The sequence below is a fragment of the Leptospira selangorensis genome (assembly GCF_004769405.1).
Taxonomy (GTDB): Bacteria; Spirochaetota; Leptospiria; order Leptospirales; family Leptospiraceae; genus Leptospira_B; species Leptospira_B selangorensis.
Genome location: NZ_RQES01000010.1, coordinates 486,206 through 509,943, shown reverse-complemented (window position 1 = coordinate 509,943; position 23,738 = coordinate 486,206). Strand labels below are relative to the sequence as shown.

At 39.5% G+C, this 23,738-nt stretch carries 20 protein-coding genes and 1 riboswitch; of the genes, 11 read left to right on the top strand and 9 right to left on the bottom strand.

The annotated features are described in order from the left end of the window. Nucleotides 1–34: 34 nt before the first annotated feature. The 3 genes from EHO58_RS08020 (at nucleotide 35) to EHO58_RS08010 (ending at nucleotide 5,219) form a co-directional block, all read left to right on the top strand. Nucleotides 35–1,327 (top strand): sterol desaturase family protein, encoded by a 1,293-nt coding sequence (locus EHO58_RS08020; RefSeq protein ID WP_135679579.1) that lies wholly within the window; start codon nucleotides 35–37, stop codon nucleotides 1,325–1,327. A gap of 119 nt (nucleotides 1,328–1,446) precedes the next feature. Next, nucleotides 1,447–3,552 carry a mucoidy inhibitor MuiA family protein gene (locus EHO58_RS08015; RefSeq protein ID WP_135679578.1) on the top strand — a complete coding sequence of 702 codons (2,106 nt, stop codon included), beginning with the start codon at nucleotides 1,447–1,449 and terminating at the stop codon, nucleotides 3,550–3,552. Between the two features lie 8 nt (nucleotides 3,553–3,560). Next, nucleotides 3,561–5,219, top strand: coding sequence for a mucoidy inhibitor MuiA family protein (locus tag EHO58_RS08010; protein ID WP_135679577.1), 1,659 nt, complete (start codon nucleotides 3,561–3,563; stop codon nucleotides 5,217–5,219). A gap of 4 nt (nucleotides 5,220–5,223) precedes the next feature. Here the strand turns inward: EHO58_RS08010 and EHO58_RS08005 are convergent, their stop codons facing one another. The 6 genes from EHO58_RS08005 to EHO58_RS07980 all read right to left on the bottom strand — a co-directional run bounded on the left by EHO58_RS08005 (nucleotide 5,224) and on the right by EHO58_RS07980 (nucleotide 10,496). Next, the gene (locus EHO58_RS08005) at nucleotides 5,224–6,312 is read right to left on the bottom strand and encodes a vWA domain-containing protein (protein ID WP_135679576.1); all 1,089 of its coding nucleotides are present in this window, start codon (nucleotides 6,310–6,312) and stop codon (nucleotides 5,224–5,226) included. Between the two features lie 93 nt (nucleotides 6,313–6,405). Then, entirely contained in the window at nucleotides 6,406–7,047 is a 642-nt protein-coding gene (locus EHO58_RS08000; protein ID WP_135628041.1) for a histidine phosphatase family protein, read from the bottom strand. After that, a complete protein-coding gene (locus tag EHO58_RS07995; RefSeq protein WP_135628042.1) occupies nucleotides 7,032–7,844 on the bottom strand; it encodes an adenosylcobinamide-GDP ribazoletransferase in 813 nt (270 codons plus the stop codon). The genes EHO58_RS08000 and EHO58_RS07995 overlap by 16 nt, the downstream gene beginning before the upstream one ends. Nucleotides 7,845–7,899: 55 nt before the next feature. Beyond that, entirely contained in the window at nucleotides 7,900–8,943 is a 1,044-nt protein-coding gene (gene cobT, locus EHO58_RS07990; RefSeq protein ID WP_135679575.1) for a nicotinate-nucleotide--dimethylbenzimidazole phosphoribosyltransferase, read from the bottom strand. Between the two features lie 67 nt (nucleotides 8,944–9,010). Then, the gene (locus EHO58_RS07985; RefSeq protein ID WP_244241104.1) at nucleotides 9,011–9,871 is read right to left on the bottom strand and encodes an LIC_13355 family lipoprotein; all 861 of its coding nucleotides are present in this window, start codon (nucleotides 9,869–9,871) and stop codon (nucleotides 9,011–9,013) included. Between the two features lie 40 nt (nucleotides 9,872–9,911). Beyond that, entirely contained in the window at nucleotides 9,912–10,496 is a 585-nt protein-coding gene (locus EHO58_RS07980) for an LIC13354 family exoprotein (protein ID WP_135679573.1), read from the bottom strand. A gap of 194 nt (nucleotides 10,497–10,690) precedes the next feature. Beyond that, nucleotides 10,691–10,817, bottom strand: a riboswitch (adenosylcobalamin (AdoCbl) riboswitch). Between the two features lie 238 nt (nucleotides 10,818–11,055). On the opposite strand from EHO58_RS07980, the gene EHO58_RS07975 reads away from it, so the two are divergent. Next, nucleotides 11,056–12,396 (top strand): flavin monoamine oxidase family protein, encoded by a 1,341-nt coding sequence (locus tag EHO58_RS07975; protein ID WP_135679572.1) that lies wholly within the window; start codon nucleotides 11,056–11,058, stop codon nucleotides 12,394–12,396. Between the two features lie 32 nt (nucleotides 12,397–12,428). Here EHO58_RS07975 and EHO58_RS07970 read toward each other — a convergent pair whose 3' ends face one another. From EHO58_RS07970 to EHO58_RS07960, 3 genes are all read right to left on the bottom strand, one after another. Next, a complete protein-coding gene (locus tag EHO58_RS07970; RefSeq protein WP_135679571.1) occupies nucleotides 12,429–13,211 on the bottom strand; it encodes an alpha/beta fold hydrolase in 783 nt (260 codons plus the stop codon). Between the two features lie 170 nt (nucleotides 13,212–13,381). Beyond that, a complete protein-coding gene (locus EHO58_RS07965) occupies nucleotides 13,382–15,526 on the bottom strand; it encodes a toprim domain-containing protein (protein ID WP_135628048.1) in 2,145 nt (714 codons plus the stop codon). Then, the gene (locus EHO58_RS07960; protein WP_135628049.1) at nucleotides 15,523–16,908 is read right to left on the bottom strand and encodes a DNA gyrase subunit A; all 1,386 of its coding nucleotides are present in this window, start codon (nucleotides 16,906–16,908) and stop codon (nucleotides 15,523–15,525) included. Before EHO58_RS07960 ends, EHO58_RS07965 begins: the two co-directional genes overlap by 4 nt. A gap of 227 nt (nucleotides 16,909–17,135) precedes the next feature. On the opposite strand from EHO58_RS07960, the gene EHO58_RS07955 reads away from it, so the two are divergent. The 7 genes from EHO58_RS07955 to EHO58_RS07925 all read left to right on the top strand — a co-directional run bounded on the left by EHO58_RS07955 (nucleotide 17,136) and on the right by EHO58_RS07925 (nucleotide 23,738). Beyond that, nucleotides 17,136–18,086: an LIC_13346 family putative lipoprotein gene (locus EHO58_RS07955; RefSeq protein ID WP_135679570.1), complete on the top strand. Its 951-nt coding sequence runs from the start codon at nucleotides 17,136–17,138 to the stop codon at nucleotides 18,084–18,086. Continuing rightward, nucleotides 18,073–19,635, top strand: a complete 1,563-nt coding sequence (gene gltX / locus EHO58_RS07950; RefSeq protein ID WP_135679569.1) for a glutamate--tRNA ligase — start codon at nucleotides 18,073–18,075, stop codon at nucleotides 19,633–19,635. Before EHO58_RS07955 ends, gltX begins: the two co-directional genes overlap by 14 nt. Before the next feature lie 77 nt (nucleotides 19,636–19,712). Next, a complete protein-coding gene (locus tag EHO58_RS07945; protein ID WP_208728739.1) occupies nucleotides 19,713–20,294 on the top strand; it encodes an ATP-binding protein in 582 nt (193 codons plus the stop codon). Between the two features lie 2 nt (nucleotides 20,295–20,296). Then, a complete protein-coding gene (locus tag EHO58_RS07940) occupies nucleotides 20,297–21,136 on the top strand; it encodes a DUF455 family protein (RefSeq protein WP_135679568.1) in 840 nt (279 codons plus the stop codon). Nucleotides 21,137–21,192: 56 nt separating this feature from the next. Then, the gene (locus tag EHO58_RS07935) at nucleotides 21,193–22,335 is read left to right on the top strand and encodes an LIC13341 family surface-exposed protein (RefSeq protein ID WP_135679567.1); all 1,143 of its coding nucleotides are present in this window, start codon (nucleotides 21,193–21,195) and stop codon (nucleotides 22,333–22,335) included. A gap of 15 nt (nucleotides 22,336–22,350) precedes the next feature. Continuing rightward, the gene (locus tag EHO58_RS07930) at nucleotides 22,351–23,013 is read left to right on the top strand and encodes an FFLEELY motif protein (protein WP_135679566.1); all 663 of its coding nucleotides are present in this window, start codon (nucleotides 22,351–22,353) and stop codon (nucleotides 23,011–23,013) included. Beyond that, nucleotides 23,010–23,738, top strand: a complete 729-nt coding sequence (locus tag EHO58_RS07925) for a flagellar motor protein MotB (protein ID WP_135628056.1) — start codon at nucleotides 23,010–23,012, stop codon at nucleotides 23,736–23,738. Before EHO58_RS07930 ends, EHO58_RS07925 begins: the two co-directional genes overlap by 4 nt.

Below are 23,738 nucleotides of genomic sequence, written 5' to 3'. Positions count from 1 at the left end.
TCGCTACAGAGATAGTCGAAACTCGGTAATAGAGATGGAAAAGAATATAATTGAACTGATTACTCCCGTATTTTTCGTTTTGGTAGTTGTTGAACTACTTTATTCAGTGTTTGGTGATAAACCATTCTATCGTTTTAAGGATTCTATCAATAATCTTTCAGCCGGGATCTTTATGCAGATCTTTACTGTGTTTATTACTCTAGGATTGATGGCGGTGTATTCCTGGGTATATGCAAAATTTGGAATATTGAATATTTCAAACGATTCTTGGATAGGTTGGGTGTTCTGTTTCGTTCTGGCGGATTTTTTCTATTATTGGTATCATAGATTCGGGCACGAGATCAATATTTTCTGGGCTTCTCATGTGGCTCACCACCAAAGTGAAGATTATAATTTTACGGTGGCTTTAAGACAAGGAGTCACTCAAAATACGTTCTCTCTTCCATTTTATCTCCCGTTGGCATTGATGGGATTTCCGCCTATCATGTTCCTACTTTGTATCCAGATTAATTTTGCTTATCAGTTCTGGCTTCATACTAGAGCGATCCCTAAATTAGGAATTTTCGAGTGGGTATTCAACACTCCTTCTCAACATAGAGTACACCACGGAAGAGATCCTAAGTATATAGATAAAAATTACGCGGGAACATTTGCGATCTGGGACAGAATGTTCGGGTCTTATAAAGAGGAAGAAGAAGAGCCTATCTTTGGGATCGTAAAACCTATGCAGACCTGGAGTCCTGTTTGGACACAGTTCCATTATTTCGAAGAGTTATTCCTTCTTTCCTGGAAAACTAAGAATTGGAAGGATAAATTTTTAGTTTGGATCAAACCTCCAGGTTGGAAGCCGAAAGATCTGGGAGAATCAGTGGTTCCTCCTGAGATAGATCGTTCTACTTATCAAAAATTTAATACACATATTCCTTATACATTATTAGCGTATTCTATTACTCAGTTCTTCTTCGGGTTGGGTGCTTCTATGGTCTATCTAGAATTCAAAAAAGAATTACCTCTATTCGAGATGTGTGTCTTAGGTTTTTATGTGCTTTGGACTCTATGGAATATAGGCGCGATTTTCGAACTAAAAACTTCAGGTATTGTTTCTGAGCTGATCCGCCTGGCTTCTATCGCTGCTCTGACCTATGTATATCCTTTCGATTTTACTCATGTAGAAAAATTGACTGCCGTTCTTCCTGTAGAGACTTTACAATATCTTCCTGAATTAATGAAACAGGTAGCATTGATCTCATTCTTTGTGTTGGGAGGCTTTTTGGTTTCTCAAAAAAGGTTTTTCAGCATCAAAGGATACATGCCTAAAACAGTTTAGTTCCTGATTTTTGAGCTAGTTTTTAGAGTTAAAAAGCGCCTTTTCAACGAAGGCGCTTTTTTTATGGCTGTGAAAATAAATTGACGAACTATGTTTCGGCAAGTATCCACATAGAACCTATGATTTCTCGTTTTTCTTCCTCGGTTCTTGCAGCATCTTTTCTGATTTTGTTAGGGACTAATTTTTACGCCCAAGAATCCGATCCTTCAGCAAGTGACACTCCTACAGCCATTACGGAAGAGGAGAAGGCCTCTAAATCTCCTGTCCCCGTTTCTTATGCAAGAATTGATTCCGTTCTATTGTATTCCGATCTGGTTTATGTTACTAGACAATCCGAGGTTAAACTTCCCGCGGGAGTTTCGGAAGTTTTATTGGGAGAAGTTCCGATCGCTTCCTTGGACAAGAGTGTGATCATCACATTTACCGATCCGAATAAAAAATTTAAGATCAAAGGGATACGTGTTTCGGAAAAAGCATCTAGAAGAAAAAAATCCCAAGAAGCGGAAGAGTTGGAAAAAAGGAAAGAAAGTCTATTATTAGCTTTAAGTACAAAATCGAGAGAGGTCCAAGACCTTTTGGATTGGGAAGCTTCTATCAAATCGATTAAACCTGCGATCAGAGACCAGGACGGAGTAGTGGAGAAGATCGACTCGGAAAATTTTTCTTCCTTCCGCAAAACGTATGCCGAACTAGCGGAAGATAATACGAAACTTAGATTAGCAAAGTTAGAAGAGTTAGATCGTATCCGGGAAGAGTTTTATATAGTCACCACTAAGATCGCTCATCTAGCAGAAGGCGATACACTCCGCAGGAAAGAGATTCGTTTAGATGTTGAATCCGATACTCCGAATACTTTTCCATTTGAATATAAATATTTGATCCGAGGTGCAAACTGGTTTCCTCGTTATACATTAGAATTGAATTCGAACGGACAAGAGGCGGAGTTAGGTTGGCATGCATTGGTCCGGAATGAAACTGGAGAAGATTGGAAAAACGTTCGATTAGAATTTTCCACAGCGAATCCAAACCAAGATATAGACTTACCAGAATATAGAGAATACAGGATCGCTTCTAAAGAAGTAGCTGTGTATTCGGGAGAAGAAGATTATTCTCCTGCTGATAAGGAGTATGACGCTCCTTCTAAACCTTCTGCAAACGCGGGCGCTATGATCCAAAGTAAAAAGGAATCCAAGAAAAAAGCTCCTGCACCTAAAATTTCTCAAAGAAGTAAAGCGGAAGAGAGAATCGATGATGTTCAATATCAGGAAAAGAATGATAGTCCTTTAATGCAATCTCGTGCATTGATAGAAGGAAATTATAAGGACAGATCCAATTCACTTCGTGTAGAAGAGAATATGAACAGACTGCAAGGAGAACTTGCGAGCCAAAAATATTCTTTCGACCAAGGATCATACGAAGAATCCATTCGATATGGAAAAGAAGCTCTTCGTAGATTTTCAGGTTTAAGAGAAAGTTCCAGAAAAGAACTGAAAGATCTGGAAAACGAAGTGCAAAATCTTTTAAATAGATCTTCTCAATTGAGTTCGGATAAAAAATATTCCAATCAATTGATTGCTCCGGGAATTTCTTCCGAAGGATTCGATTTCAGATATATTGCCCAGTCTAGAGAAAAAATCCCTTCTGATCGCACATTGAATCGAGTATTCCTTCGTAAAAGAAATATTACCGTTCGTCCTGGTTATGAAACTTCTCCACTTACAAACGATGGAGTTTTTCTGAATGTGGTTTCTTCGAATACGGAAAGAGAACCTTTGCTTGCCGGCCCTCTGGAAATTTATTCAGGAGAAAATCTTTTAGGAACAACTACGGTCTCCACTTTGAAACCTGGCCAAGAGATCAAAATGGAACTCGGGCCGGATAGAGATATCAAAGTGGAGAGAAAACAAGAAAAGCTGGATGATAAATCGGGGATCATTTCCCGTAAAAAGAATATCCGTTATAGAGTTACTATTTCTATTAAAAATAATAAACGTAGAGCTGTTCCTGTCCGCCTGATCGATCGTATTCCTTATACAAACGATGATAGCGTAAAAGTGGAATGGTCCTTAGGCACTGATACGCCTAAATCCAAAACAGACGATGGGATTTTGACTTACGAGTTTGAGATCGGTGCAAACTCACGCAAAACAGTTCAATTCGAATACACGGTTTCTTATCCTGCGGACAATATCCTAAGAGAAACTCCTGGTTCGGATTCTTATTGAGGCTTATTATGAAAAATTATAAAATTTTAATGTATTCATCAGTCGCGAAATTCGTATTTATTTTCGTTTTGGTTTCTTTTCCGGTATTCGGAAAAGAATTCAGTCTTCCTATCAAAGAAGTGACCGTTCATCAGGGAACAGCTCAGATTTTAAGATCCGGAAGAGTACAGTTAGAACCCGGAACTAATAAGATAGAAATTTCGTATCTTCCAGTTTCTCTTTTAGAGGAAACTTTAACGGCAGCGGTAACTTCTCCTCAAGTAGAGGTTACAGGTTCCAGGACTTGGAAAGAAGAAGGTACTGCCGCTTCTAATCCGGAAGTCGCCCAACTCCAGAAAAAAGTGCAGCAACTGGAGAAGGATCTGGAAAATATATTAGCAAAAGAGAATGATCTAAGGGCCGAAAAAGACCTATTATCAGAGATGCGTAAAAAAGTTTCGGACGTTGTGGGCCGTAATCTTCTATACGGAAGGGTAGAAGGAGACGGAAAAAATTGGGGAACTTATCTTAAAAAAACCAGAGATGAAGCTGTTTCAATTTTTGCCTCTTGGGAGAAATTAGAAAAATCAAAACGTAAGGTTCAAACCGAGTTGGAGGAATCGAGAGCTCAACTTTCACTCTTATTGTCCCAAGCGGAAAAAAGTACACGTACAACTTGGGTCCAAATCGTTAATACAAGTTCAGAGGCCAAGAGTGTGGAACTTCGTTTGAGTTATTTAGTTCCAAGCGCCGACTGGAAACCTACTTATATTCTAACTGCGGATGATTCTTTGACTAAAGCGAAACTGGAATACATAGTAGAGATTCGACAAGAATCCGGAGAAGATTGGAAGGGAGTACAACTTCTACTTTCTACCACCAGACCTGATCTGTCTCTTAGAAGGGACAGACTTCGTCCATTAAGGTTATTTGATGTAGAAGTGGATTCGAAGCAGGAAATTCTTACGAACCAGACTCAGGCTGTCGGTGCCGCTCAAATGCCTAATGAAGAATCCAATATTCCCTCTACGGAAGAACCTTCCCCTTCTAGCGAAAGAGGAAGCGGATTTTTATTCAGGCTTCCTAAAACGATCACCTTGGCTTCGCAAAAAGAATCCAGAAAATTCGAAATGTTATCTTTTAACGCGCCTATCCAGGTAAAAACCGTGGCTTCTCCTAGATACAAACCGTTTCCTCTATTAGAAGCTGAGTTTCAGAATATGGGAGAATTTCCCATCCTTCCTGGGGAAGTTTCTTTATTCAGAAGTTCGGGGCTTGTAGGAAGAACAAAAGTTTCTTATGTTTCTCCGAAAGAAAATCTTTCCGTCTCTCTTGGAACGGAAGGTAGTTTAAGACTTTCTTATAGAAAGGATTGGAACCAAACGAAAGAAGGACTCATTTCTACTCAAAAAGTGATGGAGAAGAAAGTTTATCTAAGTTTGGAAAATTTCGGTAAAGAAAGTAAAACTGTGATAGTAAGAGAGCAGATCCCTATTTCTGAATCAGCAAGTGTGAAAGTAGAAGTGAATCAAGAGGCAAGTACTCCTGGTTCAAAAGAATATCGCGCTAACTCTGGGATTATTGAGTGGAATTTAGTGATCCCGCCTTCCGGAAAAAAAGAGATCAAGTTAGAATATAAGGTAACTTATCCGAATCATCAAAACTTGGATTTTTTAAGATCTTTCTAAGACCTTATTCGGTTAGATTTTTTTCTCCACTTTTGTCCACGGGACTTGGGATACCTTTTGTGTCCCAAAGTTCCAATTCCAAGTTTAAAGGAAGATGTGCCGGAGCAGAGATCTGAAATTCTCCTTCTCCCTTTCTAGATCGGAAACAGATTTGTTCCGTTCGCAATACTCTTTCCGGTTCAGAAGCTCTTTGAGGATTCCAGCTTTGTATTTTAGAAGAAGTAGAACTTCTTCTTTTCAAATTTAAGAGTACACATTGATTATCAGAATCTGAATTCTCAAAAATAAATTTTACTCTATAAAAATTATCTTCTGAATCGGTTTGATTTTTTTCGATTCCTGCGATCCTGATCTTAGGTTTACGCTTTTCCGACTCTACTTCCGTTCTTTTAGGTAGAGGTTCTTGTTTTAAAAGATCTTCCATCGCGAGAAAGAAATCGCTATCTTCTCCAACATTATAATACTTCCCGTTTCCTATTTTGGCCAAAGATTGCATGATTCTTTTTTCTTCTGGTTTCAGTCCTAGACCAAAGATATGCATTTTGAAATTTATACCTTTTTGTTGAAGCACCTGGAGTTCTTTTTCCGGATTTCCGTAGCAGCTTTCAATTCCATCAGTAACTAAGATCAAGTCGGTTGGAGATTTCCTGCGAACGATATAATCTCCCGCGATCCTGATAGATTCTGCAAGTGGAGTAGCGCCGGAAGGAGTAAGACCGAAAAGTTTATTTTGAAAACCGGGACGATTTCCTTTTTCTAATGGCTGATAAAGTCTGGAAGATTGGCAACCAGGCAGACGATTTCCATAAGCGATAAAACCTACTTCAGTTTCCTCCGGAAGTTTATCCACATAATGACGAACGTACTTTTTTGCAAGATGAACCTTTTGATAGATCCCAAGGTATTCGTTCATGGAACCACTTGCATCTAATATAAATAGTTTTGCAGTTTCAGGCTGTCCTGGTACTGCAAGCTCGGGCGAAGTATCCGAAACGAGGAAAGAAGGGCCGAGAAGTAAAGATATGATAAGAATATACTTTAATATTTCGTTATTAAGAACGGAACTATATCTGAAATTTCGGAAAGAGAACATGAGGGATTCGAATACTATATTCCTTATCGGATAAAAATAAAAACACCTTAGCGATCCGATTATTTGTTTATGTCTTATTAGTTCTAAGTAGGTTTACTTCTTATTCCAATAAACAAATTGAGGATAAGATTCGATTTCTCCAAATCGTATCTTAAAACAAGAAACGGATCCATATTCTAAAACTAATCGAAACGAATTCTCCAAGGGGAAACCTAATACCATAGATGATAAACATCGGATTGGTCCTCCGTGGCTGACCCAGATCGTTTTGTATTCGGATGTTTCCCCTTCTTCTTTTTTGAGATTTTCCCAAGACTTTGCTTCTTGAAGACCTTCTTCCCAGGATCTTAAGATCCTTGTCTTTAATTCGGAGTAGGTTTCCCCTCCTGGAGGCCTTCTGTTTACAAAATCTTCCATCCATGGATCGGTTTCGGATCTTGGTAGGTCTTCCCACAAACGCCCTTCCCAATCACCGAAGTCCAACTCTTGGATATTCGAGTCCACTTTCCAAGCGGGAGTGATCGATTTTGATTCTAGATGTTTGCTGATATATTCTGCCAAACTATAACATCTGAATAAAGGACTGGTTCGGATTGAATGTACTTTTTCAGGAAGAAGTTTCAGAACATTCTCCGCTTCCTTTTCAAAACTGGAAGGAAGTCCTAGATCCGATTTACCATAACAAGTTCCCGGTTCTACTTCAGGAGTGGTATGTCTGACTAAAAAGATTTCCATGCGGCGACGATCCCGATCAGATATAATAGTTCGGTAACTTGTTGGACTGCACCCAAACAATCTCCTGTATATCCTCCCAGCCATTTTTTGTAAAAACTTCTAAGATATAAATATCCGAATGTTTGTAAAAGGAAGGGGTATAATAAAAATCCAAAAACCCTATCCGAAGGAAGATACTCGTTGTGAAAGAATGCGAGCCAAGGAGCCAGTCCCCAAATCCCTGCAATAATTACATTAGAAGTTTTTAAAGTTTGGATGATCGGTTTTGCTTTGGAGAGTTGGTCTTCTCTCACATAAGGAAGAGTTTTTGCAGTGAATAATGCCCAAAATCTACTGGAAGAATGAGAGGATAGTATGGTGATGAAGAGAACTTCGATGGAAAATTCTTCTAAAGATTTGTAGCATACGAATTTAAGAAGAAGTACGAGTATAATTCCGATTGTTCCGAAGGCGCCTATCCTGCTATCCTTCATAATTTCTAGGATTTTCTCTTTAGTCCATCCTCCACCGAACCCGTCGCATACGTCTGTAAATCCGTCTTCATGGAAAGCGCCAGTAACCAAAACGGAAACTGCCATTGCTAAAACGATACTGATCTCCCAACTCAATGAAAGATCTGCAACCCATAGAACGAACCAAGCTATAGCTCCAACAATCCATCCAACTAAAGGAAAATATCTGGAAGAAGAATTGAGATATTCGTCCGAATGTTCCACCCAAGACGGAACGATGATACGAGTATTATAACGTACGGAGGAAAGAAAAATGATCAGTTCTTTGCGGATAAATCCAAACATGCAAAGACGAATTTATTCATTCCTCCGATTCAGGCAGCGAGAATTTGATTTGAGACTAGTCTTTTTTTTCGGAAACGCCTGCGGATTCGAAACTTGCCATATCTCTTAAGAAAGCCAATGCGGATTCTAAGATAGGATAAGCTAGCGCACATCCAGTCCCTTCTCCTAATCGAAGTCCAAGATCTAAAATAGGATCTGCGTCAAAAAACTCCAGGATCAATTTATGACCTTGTTCGGAAGATTTATGAGCGAAGACTGCATTACGAACGATCTTGGGTTCTATTCTAGACGCCGTTAAAAACGCAGAACTTGCGATAAATCCGTCAACCAGGATCAAACGATTTTCTTTATAAGAAGAAAGCATTGCTCCGCAGATCATCGCGATCTCGAAACCTCCAAACTTAGAGAGAACTTCAATAGGATCTTTTGGATTTACTTGATGTTTTGCTCTGCATTCAGCTAGGATCTTTTTTTTACGTTCTAAGGACTGATCGTCCAAGCCTGTTCCTCTTCCAGTAAGATCTTCTGCGGAACGATCTAAAAATACGGAAGCGAGTAGCGAAGCACTGGAAGTATTTCCGATCCCCATCTCTCCAAATCCGATTATATTACAATCTTTTGGCACTTTGGTAATTGCGATCTCTTCGCCGATACGAATTGCTTCTTCGCATTCTTCTCTTGTCATTGCCGGTTCGTTCAGAATGTTTCTAGTTCCGGCGGCAATTTTTGCAGGTATAAAATCCGGATGAGATTGTTCGAAGTTACCGGAAACTCCTGAGTCTATAACCAATAATTTGATTCCATGCTGTTTGCAGAACACATTGATTGCTGCTCCTCCATTCAAAAAGTTCAATACCATTTGGTAAGTAACTTCTTTAGGAAATGCGGAAACTCCCGAGTCTGCGAGTCCATGATCCCCCGCGAATACTAATAGATGCGGATTGGATAATACGGGATCGACTGTGTTCTGGATTGTACCGATTCGATAGGCAAGATCTTCTAATTTTCCCAAGGCGCCTAATGGCTTGGTTTTGGTATCAATTTTATTGCGTAATAATTTATCTAGGTTCAATTGGTGCACATCTTTTGGGCGGATCATATGTTTTCACTTGTTAAAATTTTAATATTGAACTGAAAAAGAACGGAAGATCTTTTTCAGTTTTAGGTTAAGGAGTTACGGATTTCGCGATGACCCCGTCTATATCCGGATTTGCATGAGCCGAATCGATAGGTAGAGAAGTCAAAATCGTTTTAGCTGCGGATATTTTGATATAAGTAAATCCGTTCGTTTGGATTTCGCTTTTTAAGGTACCACTACAACCGGAACCGGAGTTTCCAAAATTAGAATCTGCTAAGTCGAAACCATCTCCACCCCCACCTCCGTTTATAATATCCGTATCAAAAACCTCGGAGACAGTCATTGGATTCGAGTCTTGATTATAGATGAAGGGAGTGATTCCTGCAAAATTATTCCAGTATGTAGGATTTCCCACAAAAGTATTCGGATCTGAATTCGTATAGTTTGGATTCCATCCGCACCAATTTGTTAGATCGTTGCCTACCTCTACTATTAGAGGTTCCATAAAAACGTTGTCGAATGAGTTTGAATTGTTCTGAACCCCTACAAAGAAAGGGTTTTCATAAACTATAAAGTCTATGCCGCTTGTAGGAAGTACCTTTATTCCTGACCAGCGAAGTATGATAGAAGATCCGATTCCGGAAGCATCTAAAGTATATACGTCAAGAGAGCCGTTAAACTTTCCTTGGCCGCGAATTCCGTCGATAGAACAATCCGAATCTTTGAATCCGATACCAGTACTCGTAGGAGCTGAAATGATCTCATCAGCTACAAAAATTCCTCTGCCCGATTCTGGTGTTCTCTGATCGCAAGAACTTAAGAATCCGGATCCTCCCAGCCCAAGTGCAAGAAGAGCCTCTGCGCCGGAAGAACTTTTGGAATCTTCGCAGCCGATGAAACTTGAAGAAAAACAAGTAAATATTACGAAAATTTGAATAACTTTTTTGATCTTTAACATTTACTATTTTCCTTCCGTTATTCGGCTTATTTTAGTTTTGAGTTTCGAGTCTACTCCAAGGAGCAGGATCAAATCCGCTATTTAAACCGCAGCCAGCGTTGATATCACTCGGATCTGAATAAAAATCCAAATCATCCGCTTTGGCCGAAGCTAGAGTTGTTTGAGAGGAAACACCGGAAAGGTCAGGGCAAACATAGGTTTTGCCGTCCTTAACGGTCCAACGATACCAAGAATAATTCCCTTGGGAAAAAGAGGAATCTCCGCGGAAACGGACATAGATCACTTTTTTATTCGTGTCGATCTCCTGGATATCACCGTATAAATAACTATTGCCGTAAGTCGCATCAAACATCGTTTGTGCGATTAAAGAAAGAGAGATATTATAGGTTCCTACAATCTCATTTCCCGGTGCAGTATAAGTCCCACCCGCATAATCCGAAGTTCCATTATAATAATTATAATTTCCTGCAATCGGGTTTAAGCCTGCTACAGCAACTAAGGCAAGTACGTTTTGATTGTCAGACTTACTGGATTCTCCCAGATCAAAACAATTCGCGAACACGAATAATGAACAAATGGCAAACGTTAAAGCAGCCGAATTTTTGAATTTTCTCATTTTTCTCTCCTGATGTCTGCCGGATACCGCAGAAAAAGAAAATATAAGCAAAATAACGTTAGTCGATCATTGACCTTATTCAGATCTGAACGATTTTGTATTTGCGGTGGTTTTCTTTTTCCGTTCGAGAGCCCCGACATTTTAGCTTTCGGGGCCCCATCGCAGAAAGCGCGGATGCGCTAAAGAGCGAGATTTACGATACCCCCCAACCTCGAGGTTAAAGTATCGCGGGGAAGATCTGGCTTATTCCGTTTAAAACGGACATCACAGTTGCGGGTCAGCGCGGGATTTTCACCCGACTTCCTCCCTGAAAGCGTAATTCCAGGTTTTGGTTTAGTACTTTCGCTGGCAAGGGAAAAACTATAAGGATACGAAAGTCATCTATTCCTTGCAATATCAGTATAAATCTACGATATTCAAAGCATAAGAACGATTAGAAAGGATTCGGTACATAATTTCAGATCGATGAGACATTATAGTCCGCAAAAAATTCGGGAAAGATCTTTCATAGACCGAATATAGAAGAGAGAGTTCTAATAAAACTTCCAAGAGGAATCCAATGAAAATTACCCGATCTACTTTTCTGAAAGCCGGAATTTTAACTACCGCAGCTTTGTTAGGAAGTCGTAAGGGAAATTTATTCGCTCAGAATACAAACTCCGGAAAAAAAGTAATCGTACTTGGTGGTGGACTTTCCGGACTTTATTCGGCATACATCTTAGGAAAAACAGGAAGTAAAGTAACTCTGATAGAAGCTACGGATAGAGTAGGGGGAAGAGTTAGATCCATACAAGATCCTTCCGGTCATGTTATTGATCTAGGAGCGGAATGGGTTTCTTCTGAAGATAAAACTGTTCGTAGTTTAGTTAGAGAACTAGGATTAAAATTACAATCTTCTCCCTTGGTTCCGGATCTATTTTTAGGAACTTATAAGAAAGCTGGCAGCTGGGAACTTTCTCCTAAATCGCAAGAGATCTTAAGCAAATTAGTATCACAAAATTCTAAATTAGATACTGCACAGCAGCAGGCACTAGATCGTATCAGCATTTATAATTATTTAGTGTATCAAGGAGTTAGTCCGGAAGATCTGACTTTACTGGGTCATAAACTTTCTCTTCATTATGGAGATAGTATCAGAGTTCTATCCGCTGAAAAAGTTTTAAGCGATCTTGCACAATTCCCTCAAAGGAATAGTAAGATAGAAGGTGGAATGGAAAATATTGCCAAAACCTTGGTGATGAATATAGAAAACACCGAGTTTGTTTTTTCAGATCCTGTCCTTTCTGTGGATCAGGATTCTACCGGAGTTACCGTTACTACTGCATCCGGAAGAAAATTTAACGGTTCTACTTGTATCTGCACTTTACCCGCGAATCAGATCTCTAATGTAAAATGGAACCCGGGTTTGGATAAAGAAAAACTTCTCGCAGCATTAAGAGTTCGTTATTCTCAAATTTATAAGTTATTTTTGGTATTAAAAGAATCTCCTTGGGAATCTTCTCCTTTTGCAGTTCATTCAGATGCGGCGGCTCAATTTTTATATGATGCAGGTACCAAGTCTGATACTTCAGATAAGGTTTTAGGGGTAATTGCGAATGGGGATAGATTTTCAGTGTTTGATTCTGCTAGCCAAGACCAAAAGGTAGAATATATTCGTCTTACTCTGGAGCGTCTAGGTTTGAAGAAGGATCTACAGATCCAAAGATTCTATTTTACAGAAACTAAAAAGGATTACATTCCGAACGGGGTCGCTGAGTTTCCACCGGGAAGTTTTGGATCTGAGATCATTTTAAGAAAACCGTATGATCGTATCTTCTTCGCAGGAGAGCATACTGGAGAAATTACCGGAACCGTAGAGGCCGCCTTGAGTTCTGCGATCAAAGCGGTGAATCTGGTTTAGTAAGAAACTTTTATTAGATCAAACGTTTCGTTCTAGTTTTTCAAAGGCATTCCTGTCTTCTCTTCAATCCAAGCAGTCGCATCTAATAGGATTTTTTCGATTCCATCCTCTGTTATCGCCCAGTGAGAAAGTTTAGGATATAATCTCATTACGGAACTAGAATATTTGGAAGCGATCTTTCTGCCGATCCGTGGAGGAGTGACTCTATCTTTTCCGGTTGTTGCCACAAATACCGGACATTGGACCTTCTCGAAGTTTACCCGAGTGGGTTGTGAATATGAAAGGAATGGTAAGAAAGTCTGGAATGCAATTGTCCCGGATTCCGGAACGTAAGTCGGATAGAGATCGTTTTGTTTTGATTCGCTTAAAGTATTGTAAATCCCATATGCAAATTTGTTCTTACTTAATAGATTCGTTCTTCTCCAAAAGAAAGGAGCTCTTAGAATTTCCCAAACCGTTTTTAGACCCGTCCAGGAAAGCCCGCTAATTTGCCCGGGTTGTACCGGAGTGATTAATATTAAAGCTTTCGTTTTGATCCGAGTCGCAAGAAGTTGCGCTAGTAATCCTCCTAAAGAATGACCTAATAAGATAGGTTCTTTCCAACCCAATCGATTTATAGTATTCTCCAGATAATCTATATAATCGGAAATTCCTAATTTGGAAAGTTTTCGCAAATCTGCTCCAGGCTCATGCATAGGCAAATCTATAGATTGGCAGGTATAACCTTCTTTTTCTAGAGTTTCTTGTACTTGAGATAAATGTGTTCCTCTACACCACATTCCATGGATGAGAAGGATGTTTCCTTTCGTTTGCATTCTATTTCTCCTAAGGAAGAAATATAATTTGGAAGTGAAGAAGAGGCGACCCGGTTCTTGCGATTTAAATCTTTTTTATATCGTGAGAATATAATTTATGTATATTCTGTTAAAACAAAAAAGCCCGGAATTACCGGGCTTTTCTTTATTATAAGTATTAAAGAAAGAAATTAATCTTCGATTACGCTCATTGCGTATTCAGAGATCGCGTCCCTTCTTTGCTCAGCAAAGTCTTTATGGAACCAAAGGTTCTGTATCTTAGAAGCTTCTTTTTTGTTTCCGATAGTGATCTTGGTCATACACTCATCTACCGCAAACTTCATTGCTTCTTTTCCGGTCTCCCCGAGTCCTTTATTCCTTTTTTTACGGACGATCTGGCCGCCGGATTTTTCCACTCGTTTAACGAGAGCATCATAATCTTTATCATCGATACAGAATATAGTCTCTGTCTTTTTGGAATCTCCACCTTTAATATCCACCTCGTAAAGCGGAGCGCTGGATATATGAATAAGTCCTAATTCAAAAAGTTCAGGCCAATACTCGTAAAAGAAAGAAAGCATTAAAGAACGAATTGCGTATCCGTCAAAGTCTGCATCTGTGATGATACTTACTTTATCGTAATTCAATTCTTCGATAGATTTTACTTTTTGATCTAAAGGTAGACCGAGTATCGCAACGATATTTTTTAACTCTTCGTTTGCGATTGCTTTCGCGAGAGAAACTCCCTTACAGTTCATAGGTTTTCCTCTTAAAGGGAACAAACCATGAAGTTTAGGATTTCTTGCAGGACGAAGACCTGCGATTGCGGAGTCTCCCTCAGCTACGAATAATACTCTGCCCGGATCGTTTGGTTTTCCTGTAGGAGGCATAAGTTTAGGAATATTCATCTTACTTGCTTTTTTAAGTCCGCGTTGCGCGTCTTCAAAAGCTTTTAGCTGAGTTCTTTTCTCCATTTGGAGTTTCACTTCTTCCAATAAGCCGGTTTTTTTAATGAACTTATCTAAGTGTTTGTCTACTGCGTTTCGGATATCTTCGTTCAAATCATTGATTAGATAAGACTTGTCCTGAGATTTAAAACGAGGATTCAACAACCTCATGTTTACATACATGTGGAAGCAGTTCCTTACGTCGTTACGTGTACAGCTTGTTTTGAGTTTTTTCTCTAAGGAAACGATCTGGCTTTTTTTACGGACTTCGTCGCAAAGTCTGTTTTCCAGATACTCGATAGCGGAGCCACCTTGAGGAGCAAAGATCGAGTTCACCCAAGTTAGGTTTTTGTTCTGGCCGATTACTAAGTACGCTTCCAGATGTAATTGGGATCCGGTAGCAGGAGCATTATAGTCCATTTTGTAATAAGTCAGATCAGAATGGGAGAATATCTCATCCAAACCTTTTTTGAACTTATACTTTTCCTTCTTACCTTTATGAACAAACTGAACTTCCAATCCAGGATTGGTCATTGCAATATCCTGTAGATACTGTTTCATCAGATCTACGTTGAAGGAAGTATCCAAGTTATTAAAATATTTCGGATTCAGTTCGAATTCGACGGAAGTTCCATGATCTTCTTTAGAAGCTTTTTCGATCGCTTCTATCATGTTTGTCTTCTTACTGATCGGAACTAACTTTTCGATCTGGTCTTTTGTTAGAAGAGGACAATCATCGAATTTTCCGTGCTCGTCGAAGTATAAAAAAGCTCTTTCAGTATCTTCTTTAGAAAGTTTATAAGAACGGATTTGTTTCTTCGCATCTTCGTGAATAGTGAATAGTTTTTTGAAAGTGCTACCATCATTAGTAGTTTTTACTTTAAAGTAAGAAGAAACCATTCTTACCAAAGAAATACCCACACCATTCTGACCGGCCACATGATCTTGTTTTACGTGGTCGTCAAAGTTCTCTCCATACATCAAATGCAGATATACACCTTCCGCATTCTTTGCAGGGATCCCTCTTCCGTTATCGGAAACAGTTACAGTCTTTTTGTCGGAGGAAAGTTGGATGATCAGTTTGGACATCTTATCCTTTTCAGGAATAGCCTTGTCCTTTTGGTTTTTGCGGTATTCGTCCACCGCGTTCATACAAGCCTCGTCCAAACATTTTAATTTGGCAGGAACATCTTCCAATTCCTCATGTACGATCTCGTATAAATTGCCGCTGTTCTTACGGAAAAAATGCTGCTCGAATGTGGACGCAGAGTTTTGCCCCAACCACATTCCGGTCCTCATCCTCACGTGTTCTACGTTGGAGAGTTTTTTGAAGTTCCGTTCCCCTCCGGTCGCGGGCTTCTTTTCGGTTTTGGTTTTAGCGGTGCTCATTCCTTGTCCCATTTATCCTTCAGCTCGGCTAATTCTCCGACCATGAATTCTGTTAATTTTTTATCTTCTTTCACAAGCCCTTGGTATCTGGAGAGGGCGGTTTTTGCTTCTACGATAGCTTCTTCACATTTGCGAACTTCTTCCAAAGTCATTCTATAAATTGGAATAGAAGCTAACCATTCGTAGTACACGAATTTTGCTTTTTGGAGTTTATCTTCGAAATCCTTTTTGGATTTGATACCGATTACTTTTTCGTTCCACTTTTCTTTGATGAATCGGATCAATTCGGAGTTTCTCTCGATCTTCTCTTGTTCCAAACCTGCAAGACGTTTGAATCTGCGGATTAAGTGGGTCTTTCTGAAATCGCAGAAACGTTTGATGATCTCTTCGGGTCCGAAATTTTTCAAACGACCGTCGTAAGTGATCACGTTATTCGCAAGAGTTTGTGTATCTTCTTTGGAGATTACTGCAGAGATCTCTTTCGCGCTAGGTTTTTCACCCTTCTTATAATTCAGTTCTATACGGAAGGTCTGGCTGGAATGATCCACGTAATCTTTCAGCCAGGAATCTTTTCTTTCCAGAATATCATCCAGAAGATTGATTACCTTCTCTCTGTTCCAGTTCATTGGAGCATCAGTAAGATAGAGAGTATCTCCTTCCCAGGTAAAACCGAAGGTAGTGGTCATTGTGATATTGCCCGCTTCGGTTTTTGCCATTTTCACTTCGCCTTTGTAATCCTTGTACCAAGGTTTTAAAGGAAGAGGCTTTTTGGTTTTGAGATAATTGATCTGCGAGTTGATGATTGCAGAAAGTTTATGGCCTGGAATGAAACAACGGAAACCGGTCGCAATTCCCATAATATTATTCAAGAGAACGATCGGAACTTTTCCCACGAAGTGGATTGGTTCGTCTTCTGTTTCGTCGTAATTTTTAACGTAATCTATATCAGGTAAACTTTCGAAAAATCCAAGATCTTTTACGAAGTCAGAAAGTTTTACCTCAGTGTATCGAGGAGAAGCGATTGCGCTCGGATCCAAAACGTCTCCGAAAGTACCTTCTCCCGCAACTAATGGTCGATTATTTGCGAATGTAAAATCTTGAGCCATCTGAGAAAGAGCATCTTGGATGGATCTATCTCCGTGCGGGTGATATCCCATCGCTAGTCCCGCTACTTTTACAGTCTTAGTGTAACGGTTCCTTGCGTCTGAATTCCACATTGCCCAAAGAATTCTTCTCTGGACGGGCTTTAAACCATCGATTTCGTGAGGAATTGCCCGGGAATCGCAGACATATCGAGAGTATTTTCTCTGATCATCGTTGACTTGGTCCTCAAATGGTATTTTTGGGAAGTTTTCTTTACCTGGTTTATTGGAATCTTTCATGGGACTTTTATTGCCAAAGGATTTTAGGACGGTTTTACTGTCAACCTTTTAACGTACTACCTGAATTCGTACATACTTTTTAGGAAGAAATCGACTTAAGTTGCAGTAATTCTTACTTTCTCGTTGGGAAACACCGATAAGGAAAGAAAATTTCCCGGTTTTTCCTTGAAGATTCGGATGAAAACGGAAAGTTTTTCAAGAAATCCTCTTTTTCCGGCTGTATTTTTTTGGAACCGAAGTCTCGATCTTATCTCACAGCAACATTCTTTTCACTAGGTTTGACCTATTTGTTTTTTTTAATGTCCTGTTCTCTTTTGACGGAATGGACGGAAGAAAAACCTTTAGTTTCTAATCTTCCAGGTATTCGGATCTATACTAATTTCAGTTCGATCCCTGCAAGTTCCGAATCTTTCCGGAACCAACCTGGCCATCTCAGATATTTAATACTGCAAACTCAATCTTCTAAGGAAAAAATTTGGACTGGAGAAGTGGATCTTTGGGAAACAAAAGAAGATTTTCATACTACTCTTCCTAAAGGGATCGTTTTTCCTAAATTAAGTTTTAAAGCTTCCTTATTCTCGGGTTCGGCTAGATTAGAAGAAGGAGAATCTTCTAATCCTAAACATATTTCTTTTCATCCCCAAGGTGTTCTTTCATGGAACTGGGAAGGAGAAGGTTTTAGATCCGGCATGCAGATCTCTCCTCCTAAACAACTCAGTGTTTCCGATTGGGGTATCTTATATAATTTTTCCCAATCAGGGATCGTATGGGTCGCTAAAGAATACAGAAGTTTAGGCAAGAATGTAGAATTGAATTGGGAGAATGTTCGTAATAGTCGTACTAGTTTGAGTACTGATTATACGAGTCCAGGTGGCAGAAGTTTCCCATACGCTGACTACGATTATAAGAACCAAATATTCCAATACGTAAGTATGGTAGAAGGTAGACTTCCAGTTTGGACATTCCGAGAAGAAGGTGAATATCGTTGGGCTTGGGGAATTCTTCCGGAAGATCTATTATCTTCAAAGAATATATCTCAATGGAAACAGAAGAGAAAGGAAGAATTCGTATCCATACATTTTTATGATGCTGCGAATAATATTCCGTTTACTGCTTCGGCCGATTTGAAGAACTATCCAATCATCCTCTTAAAAGATTACGACAATGCCAGAAAATAAGGAAGTTAGAACCAGGTTTGCACCGTCACCTACCGGTTTCCTTCATGTGGGCGGAGCTAGAACCGCTTTATTCAATTACTTATACGCCAAAGCCCAGGGCGGAAAATTTTTATTAAGGGTAGAAGATACGGATCAAGCCAGATCCACCGAAGAATCTTTTAAAACCATCCTTGAGTCCTTAAAATGGTTAGGGATAGAATGGGATGAAGGTCCTCATGTAGGAGGTCCTTACGGTCCTTATGTACAATCCGAAAGGATCTCTATCTATAAAGAATATACTGAAAAGTTGATCTCCGAGGGGAAAGCCTACCGCTGCTTCTGTACCCAAGAAGAATTAGAGGCAAAGAAAAAGCAGGCTGAGGCAATGGGAGTTCCATACGTTTATGATGGACTTCACGCTAATATGAGCGAAGCAGAAGTTCAGGAAAAACTGAAAGCAGGAACTCCTTATTCCGTTCGTTTCAAAACTCCTTCTAAAACCCTGATCTTCGATGATATCATCCAAGGAAAAGTGAAGTTCGAAACAAAACTGATCGGTGACTTCATTATCGTAAAATCGGATGGTTTCCCTTCTTATAACTACGCTGTGGTTGTGGATGACGGTCTTATGAAAATTTCTCATGTGATCCGTGGAGTTGGACACCTTTCTAATACACCTCGTCAGATCCTGATCTATGAGGCATTGGGTTTCCCGGTTCCTGAGTTTGCTCATGCTTCCGAGATCGTGGGAATGGACGGTAAAAAGTTATCCAAACGTGCCGGAGCTACTTCTATATTAGCATTTCGTGATTTAGGATATCTGCCTGAGACATTCTTAAATTATATGGCACTACTGGGTTGGACTTCACCAGACGGTCAGGAATATTTGCCAGGGGATATTCTTCCTAAAACATTCGATGTACATCGTTGTTCCAAATCACCTTCTACCTTTGATGTATTCAGAAAACCAAAAGGTGGAGATGAAGAAGTTGCGACTAATTTCTCCAGCTTAGACCAGATCGCAGAAGCGATGAATCCTAAGTCTAAATTGAATTGGCTTTCTAATAAATACATTAGAGAACTTCCGATCCAAAAGGTAGCGGATAGTCTGGCTCCATTCTTGGAAAACAGAACGGATATTCCGGCGGAATATAGAGATCCAAAAAACAAAGAATTACATTCTCTAGTAGATAGCGTTAGAGTGTATCTGGATAATTTACGCCAGGCGCCTGATTATATCGCAGAATTTTTCGTATCCGACCTGAAAGTAGAGGATGGAGAAGCGAAAGAAATTCTTTCCCAAGAATTTTCTCCAAAAGTGGTCACTACATTTTACGAATTACTTAAAAAGTCGGATCCTAAAACCGATGAGGATTATAAGGCTTTGATGACCCAAACGGGAGAACAGACCGGCCAAAAGGGAAAGACCCTATTTATGCCGATCCGAGTCTCCGCTACAGGCAAAGCCCACGGACTCGAGTTACCTATCCTATTTCCCCTCTTAGGGAAGGAAAAGCTACTCAAACGAATAGAGAAAATCTCGGTACAAGTAGGAATTTCTTTACCTTAAGATTTTTTCGGGGGATTTTTGTTGCAAAACCCCCCTTTCGGTCTGTATTAATATATAGAGGACTTCTCAGATAAGAAATGAGGGATACGGCCGATTCACTTTTGGTTAGGCATCATTCGGGTTCGTACGTTATGTTCCTGCCTCCCGACTTAGCTAGCATTCGGGAGTTCAGAAGAGCACTTCGTCAATCCTTAGAAGAGAATACTTTTATCTCCAAAGACATTCAGCAGATTGAGCTAGCCGCAGACGAGGCACTCACCAACTCAATCTCCGCAAATTATAATTCCAGTTCCGAAGAAACGATCATTTGCAGATGGATCGTAGACAATTCTAAATTTACTTTATGGATCGTGGATTATGGTTCCGGTCTGAAAAAAGAAAAGATAGAAGAGCAAGTCACGGAAGTTAAACCTTCTTCCCTTCAAGAATTCTTAAAAAAAGTAAAAACCTACCAAGAAGGAAAATGTGAGGTGCTTCCTAATAGAGGAAAGCTTACTCAACATAGGAATTTAGGTAAAGGTTTACTCATCATGCAATCCTTAATGGACTCAGTGAAGATCATGTATCATTGTAAAGAAGGAAGAATTTCCTCGGACCCTACTGATTCCAGTATCCGCGGGTCCATTATCGAATTAGCATTCGATTCTAAAAAACACTGACCTTGACCCTAAACGAATACGCTCAATTTCTTTTAAGTTCTCCCAATTTAGAAGATAAATTATATTCTCCGGAAAAAATGCCGGAAGATATTTTTTGGCCTGAATTCGTTCCAAAGGATAGACCGGAAAGATCTTCTAAGATAATTTTCTCGGATAAAAAATCAAAAATGCCTCGGGTAGAACATTTGAATTCCGAGGAGAATCGAATACTTTCTCTGCATCATTTTGCGAATCATGAGCTAATGGCCGTGGAGATATTTGCTTGGGCCATATTAAAATTTCAGAATGCTCCTTCTTCCGTTCGTAAAAGTTTGTACAAAACAATTTTGGAAGAACAGAAACATCTGAAACTTTATTTAGCTTCAATTAGAGAATGGGGAATGGATCTGGGGGATCGTCCTCTCAATTATATATTCTGGAAACAAACTCCTAATATGCAATCGTTGCAGAAGTTCTTTGCAATCATGGCTCTTTCTTTCGAAGGAGCCAATTTGGATTTTTCTATGATCTACCAAAAGGCATTCGAAAAATTCGGCGACCAAAAGAGAGCGGATATCATGCAGATCGTTCATGATGATGAGATCCGGCATGTCAAAAGGGGAGTCAAGGTAGTGTTTTCGGACGGAACTTCTCAAGACCAACAATGGGAGAAGTATCTAGATCTTTTGACTCATCCATTCACTCCCCGAAGGGCAAAGGGATTTTTATATTTTCCGGAGCTAAGGACCAAGGCGGGATTATCGCCTGAGTTTGCGGAGGCCTTAGGAGCTTATACTGACGAATACGACGGTACTACAAATGCTAGGATCGTAAAAAATGTATTCGGTATGGAGGCTGGTTAGGACCTAGGAAATCGATAGACATCTGCTTTTCTTGGAAAGAAGCTGTAGTTCAGAATATGTTTCGTTTCATTTCTTTTTTCCGAGTGCTGATCCTTTTTTCAGCAATCATTCTTCTACTTGCTTGTAATTCAAAAACACCATCCGATTCCAAGATCATTTCCTTAACCATTCCAGAGTCCGAAGAAAAAAGTCCTGATGTGGTACTCAAAAAATTAGGAAACCTAGATGAGGATCCTGACTTGGAAGTTTTCTCCTTGGTCCGTAATGGAACCGAAGAGATTCTCGCAGTTTTCAAAAAACAAAACGGAGAATGGACACTTAAGTCCAAGATTGGATTTAATCTTCTAAACATCGGGCCTTTCGCGTATGATCCTAAGGCTTCCACTTGGAAACCAGGAGAAGATGAGAATGCAAAAGAATCCGGCTTTGTAGTCAAAAGAATTCTAATGGAAGAACTTCCAGGAGATTCTTTTAATTCTCTCTTTTTAGAAGTTCTAAGTGAAGAACCTCCTTTAGGTCTTTTTTCCGTTCCGTATGTGATCCGTAAGGGTGAAAAAATTTTGGACGGACTTGCTTCTCTAAAAGACCACCAATTTTTAGCAAAATCAAAACGTATCGATTTCTCCTATAATAAAGAAGAAAAGAATCTTACCATCTTTCCGAATAATCGTACTTATGCTCAGAATTTTAATTTTAACGGATGGGAACTAGTTCCTGATGTTCCGAGTGTTGCCGCTCCAGGTTTATTAAGTGTAGAAGTTCCTGCTGAATGGAAAAAGGACGTAACATCCGAAGTAGTGATCTGGTTCAAGAACAGAGGATCATATTCAGGAACTACTTATATCTCTCTTTCTTTTCCTCAAGGTGGAAGGGTAGAGGTAGATTCCGGTAAAGAGGGATTGAGATATTATTCTCCTGGATCTTCCGTATATTCTTTCGAAAAAAAATATATTAATTCTAAGGTCCCTCTATTAGAAATTACGAAAGAAGGTTGGGCAAGAAATCATAAGTACGGAGTACGTTTCAAATACACTCCTACAGATGATAGTATTCCGAATCTATTGATTCGCTCTAGTTCCAAGTCTTATAGAGACACGATCAATCTTCCGACTGATTATAGTTCCGTAAAAACCGAAATTGATCAGCAAGGTTTTAAAAGTTATCCTCTACCTTTGGTATCCAGAGGAAAGTCCAAATAATAATCGGATAATATAGTGAGTAGTTTCGAAGAACATAAACTTAAACATGCCAAGGTAGAGGTCGTTCGAGCTCAGGTGGAAAGATTCCGCAAATTTTATGCGGACTATTTTCATCTAGAAGAAACGATCTCTATGGTGGAGTATTTTTTCGAAACGATTTATAACCTAGATGGTAAAGAAGCTTGGATGCATTTAGCCTTGGACACATACCAAAAAGTAAAAGGTATGATGAAAGAAACTACTAGGGCTAATTTAGAAACTCTGATTGAGTTAAACAATCTAACAGATCATTTAGATTCCGAAATGGCTCAGTTACTCATCCAAAGAGATTGGGACGGTAAAAAACTTTCTAGAGAAGAATACGACGATCTGTACAAAGCATACGGTCATAAAGAAGAAAGAGAAAAACAATTAGAGATAGTTCTTCATAATCTTAGAACATTCTATGAATTAGCGCATAAACCTATCTCAGCTTATCTTATTCGACCTGCTAGATTTATGGCAGGTCTATTAGGAGTTTCCCTTTTATTCGATTCAGTGGAGAAGGCATATAACGCAGTTTTACCCGTATCACCTGAAATTTTTGTTTCTTTTATCGAGCAAGTGGAGAGAAGAGAGTCGGAATATCTAGAGTCTGCTTTCTTAAATGGAAAGCAACCTAAGGAGCCGTCTGCTTGAACGGAAGATCACGTTTTTCCAGATACAGGAAGCCTGTCGAAGCCGGAGATGAGAACCGGGACAGATGGCTTTTGACGTATGCGGATATGATCACACTTCTTCTTGGACTTTTTATTATCTTATATTCTATTTCCCAAGTTGACCAAAACAAATTGAAACAAGTTGCCGATTTAGTCAGAGGCGGATTCGGTTTAGGAGAATCTTTCTTTGAAGGTTCCAATATTACATTAGAAGAGGATCCTTTACTACAACCAAGGACCCAAATGTATCGCTTCTGGGAAAGGATCTCTTATGCATTAAAAAAGCTAAAAGAGAAGACTAAATTATTCATAGGAATCAACGAAACAGAAGAGATCCGTATCCAAGTATTCGCACCATCCTTGGGAGAGGGTGAATTTCATCCGGATGAGGACACTGACTTCACTTTCAAAAAAGTAGCCGAGGTTGCACAAGGAATGGATGTGGACATCACATTGAGAGTCCAAGTTCCTTACGCAGAACAAGCAGGCCAAGGTTTCAGAAATATTTGGGAATATAATGCTCATCGCGCAGGTTTGATCGCAGAAACATTAGCGGAAAAATACGGAATCTCTAGAGAAAGACTTTCAGTACAAGCATACCACGGATTTAGAAAATTAGGTCCGGAAGAAGGTCCCAGCCCGGAAGTAAAAGCTTCCCAAGAAAGAATAGAAATCATCATTCGTAAACGAGGTAAGGAAGAGTAA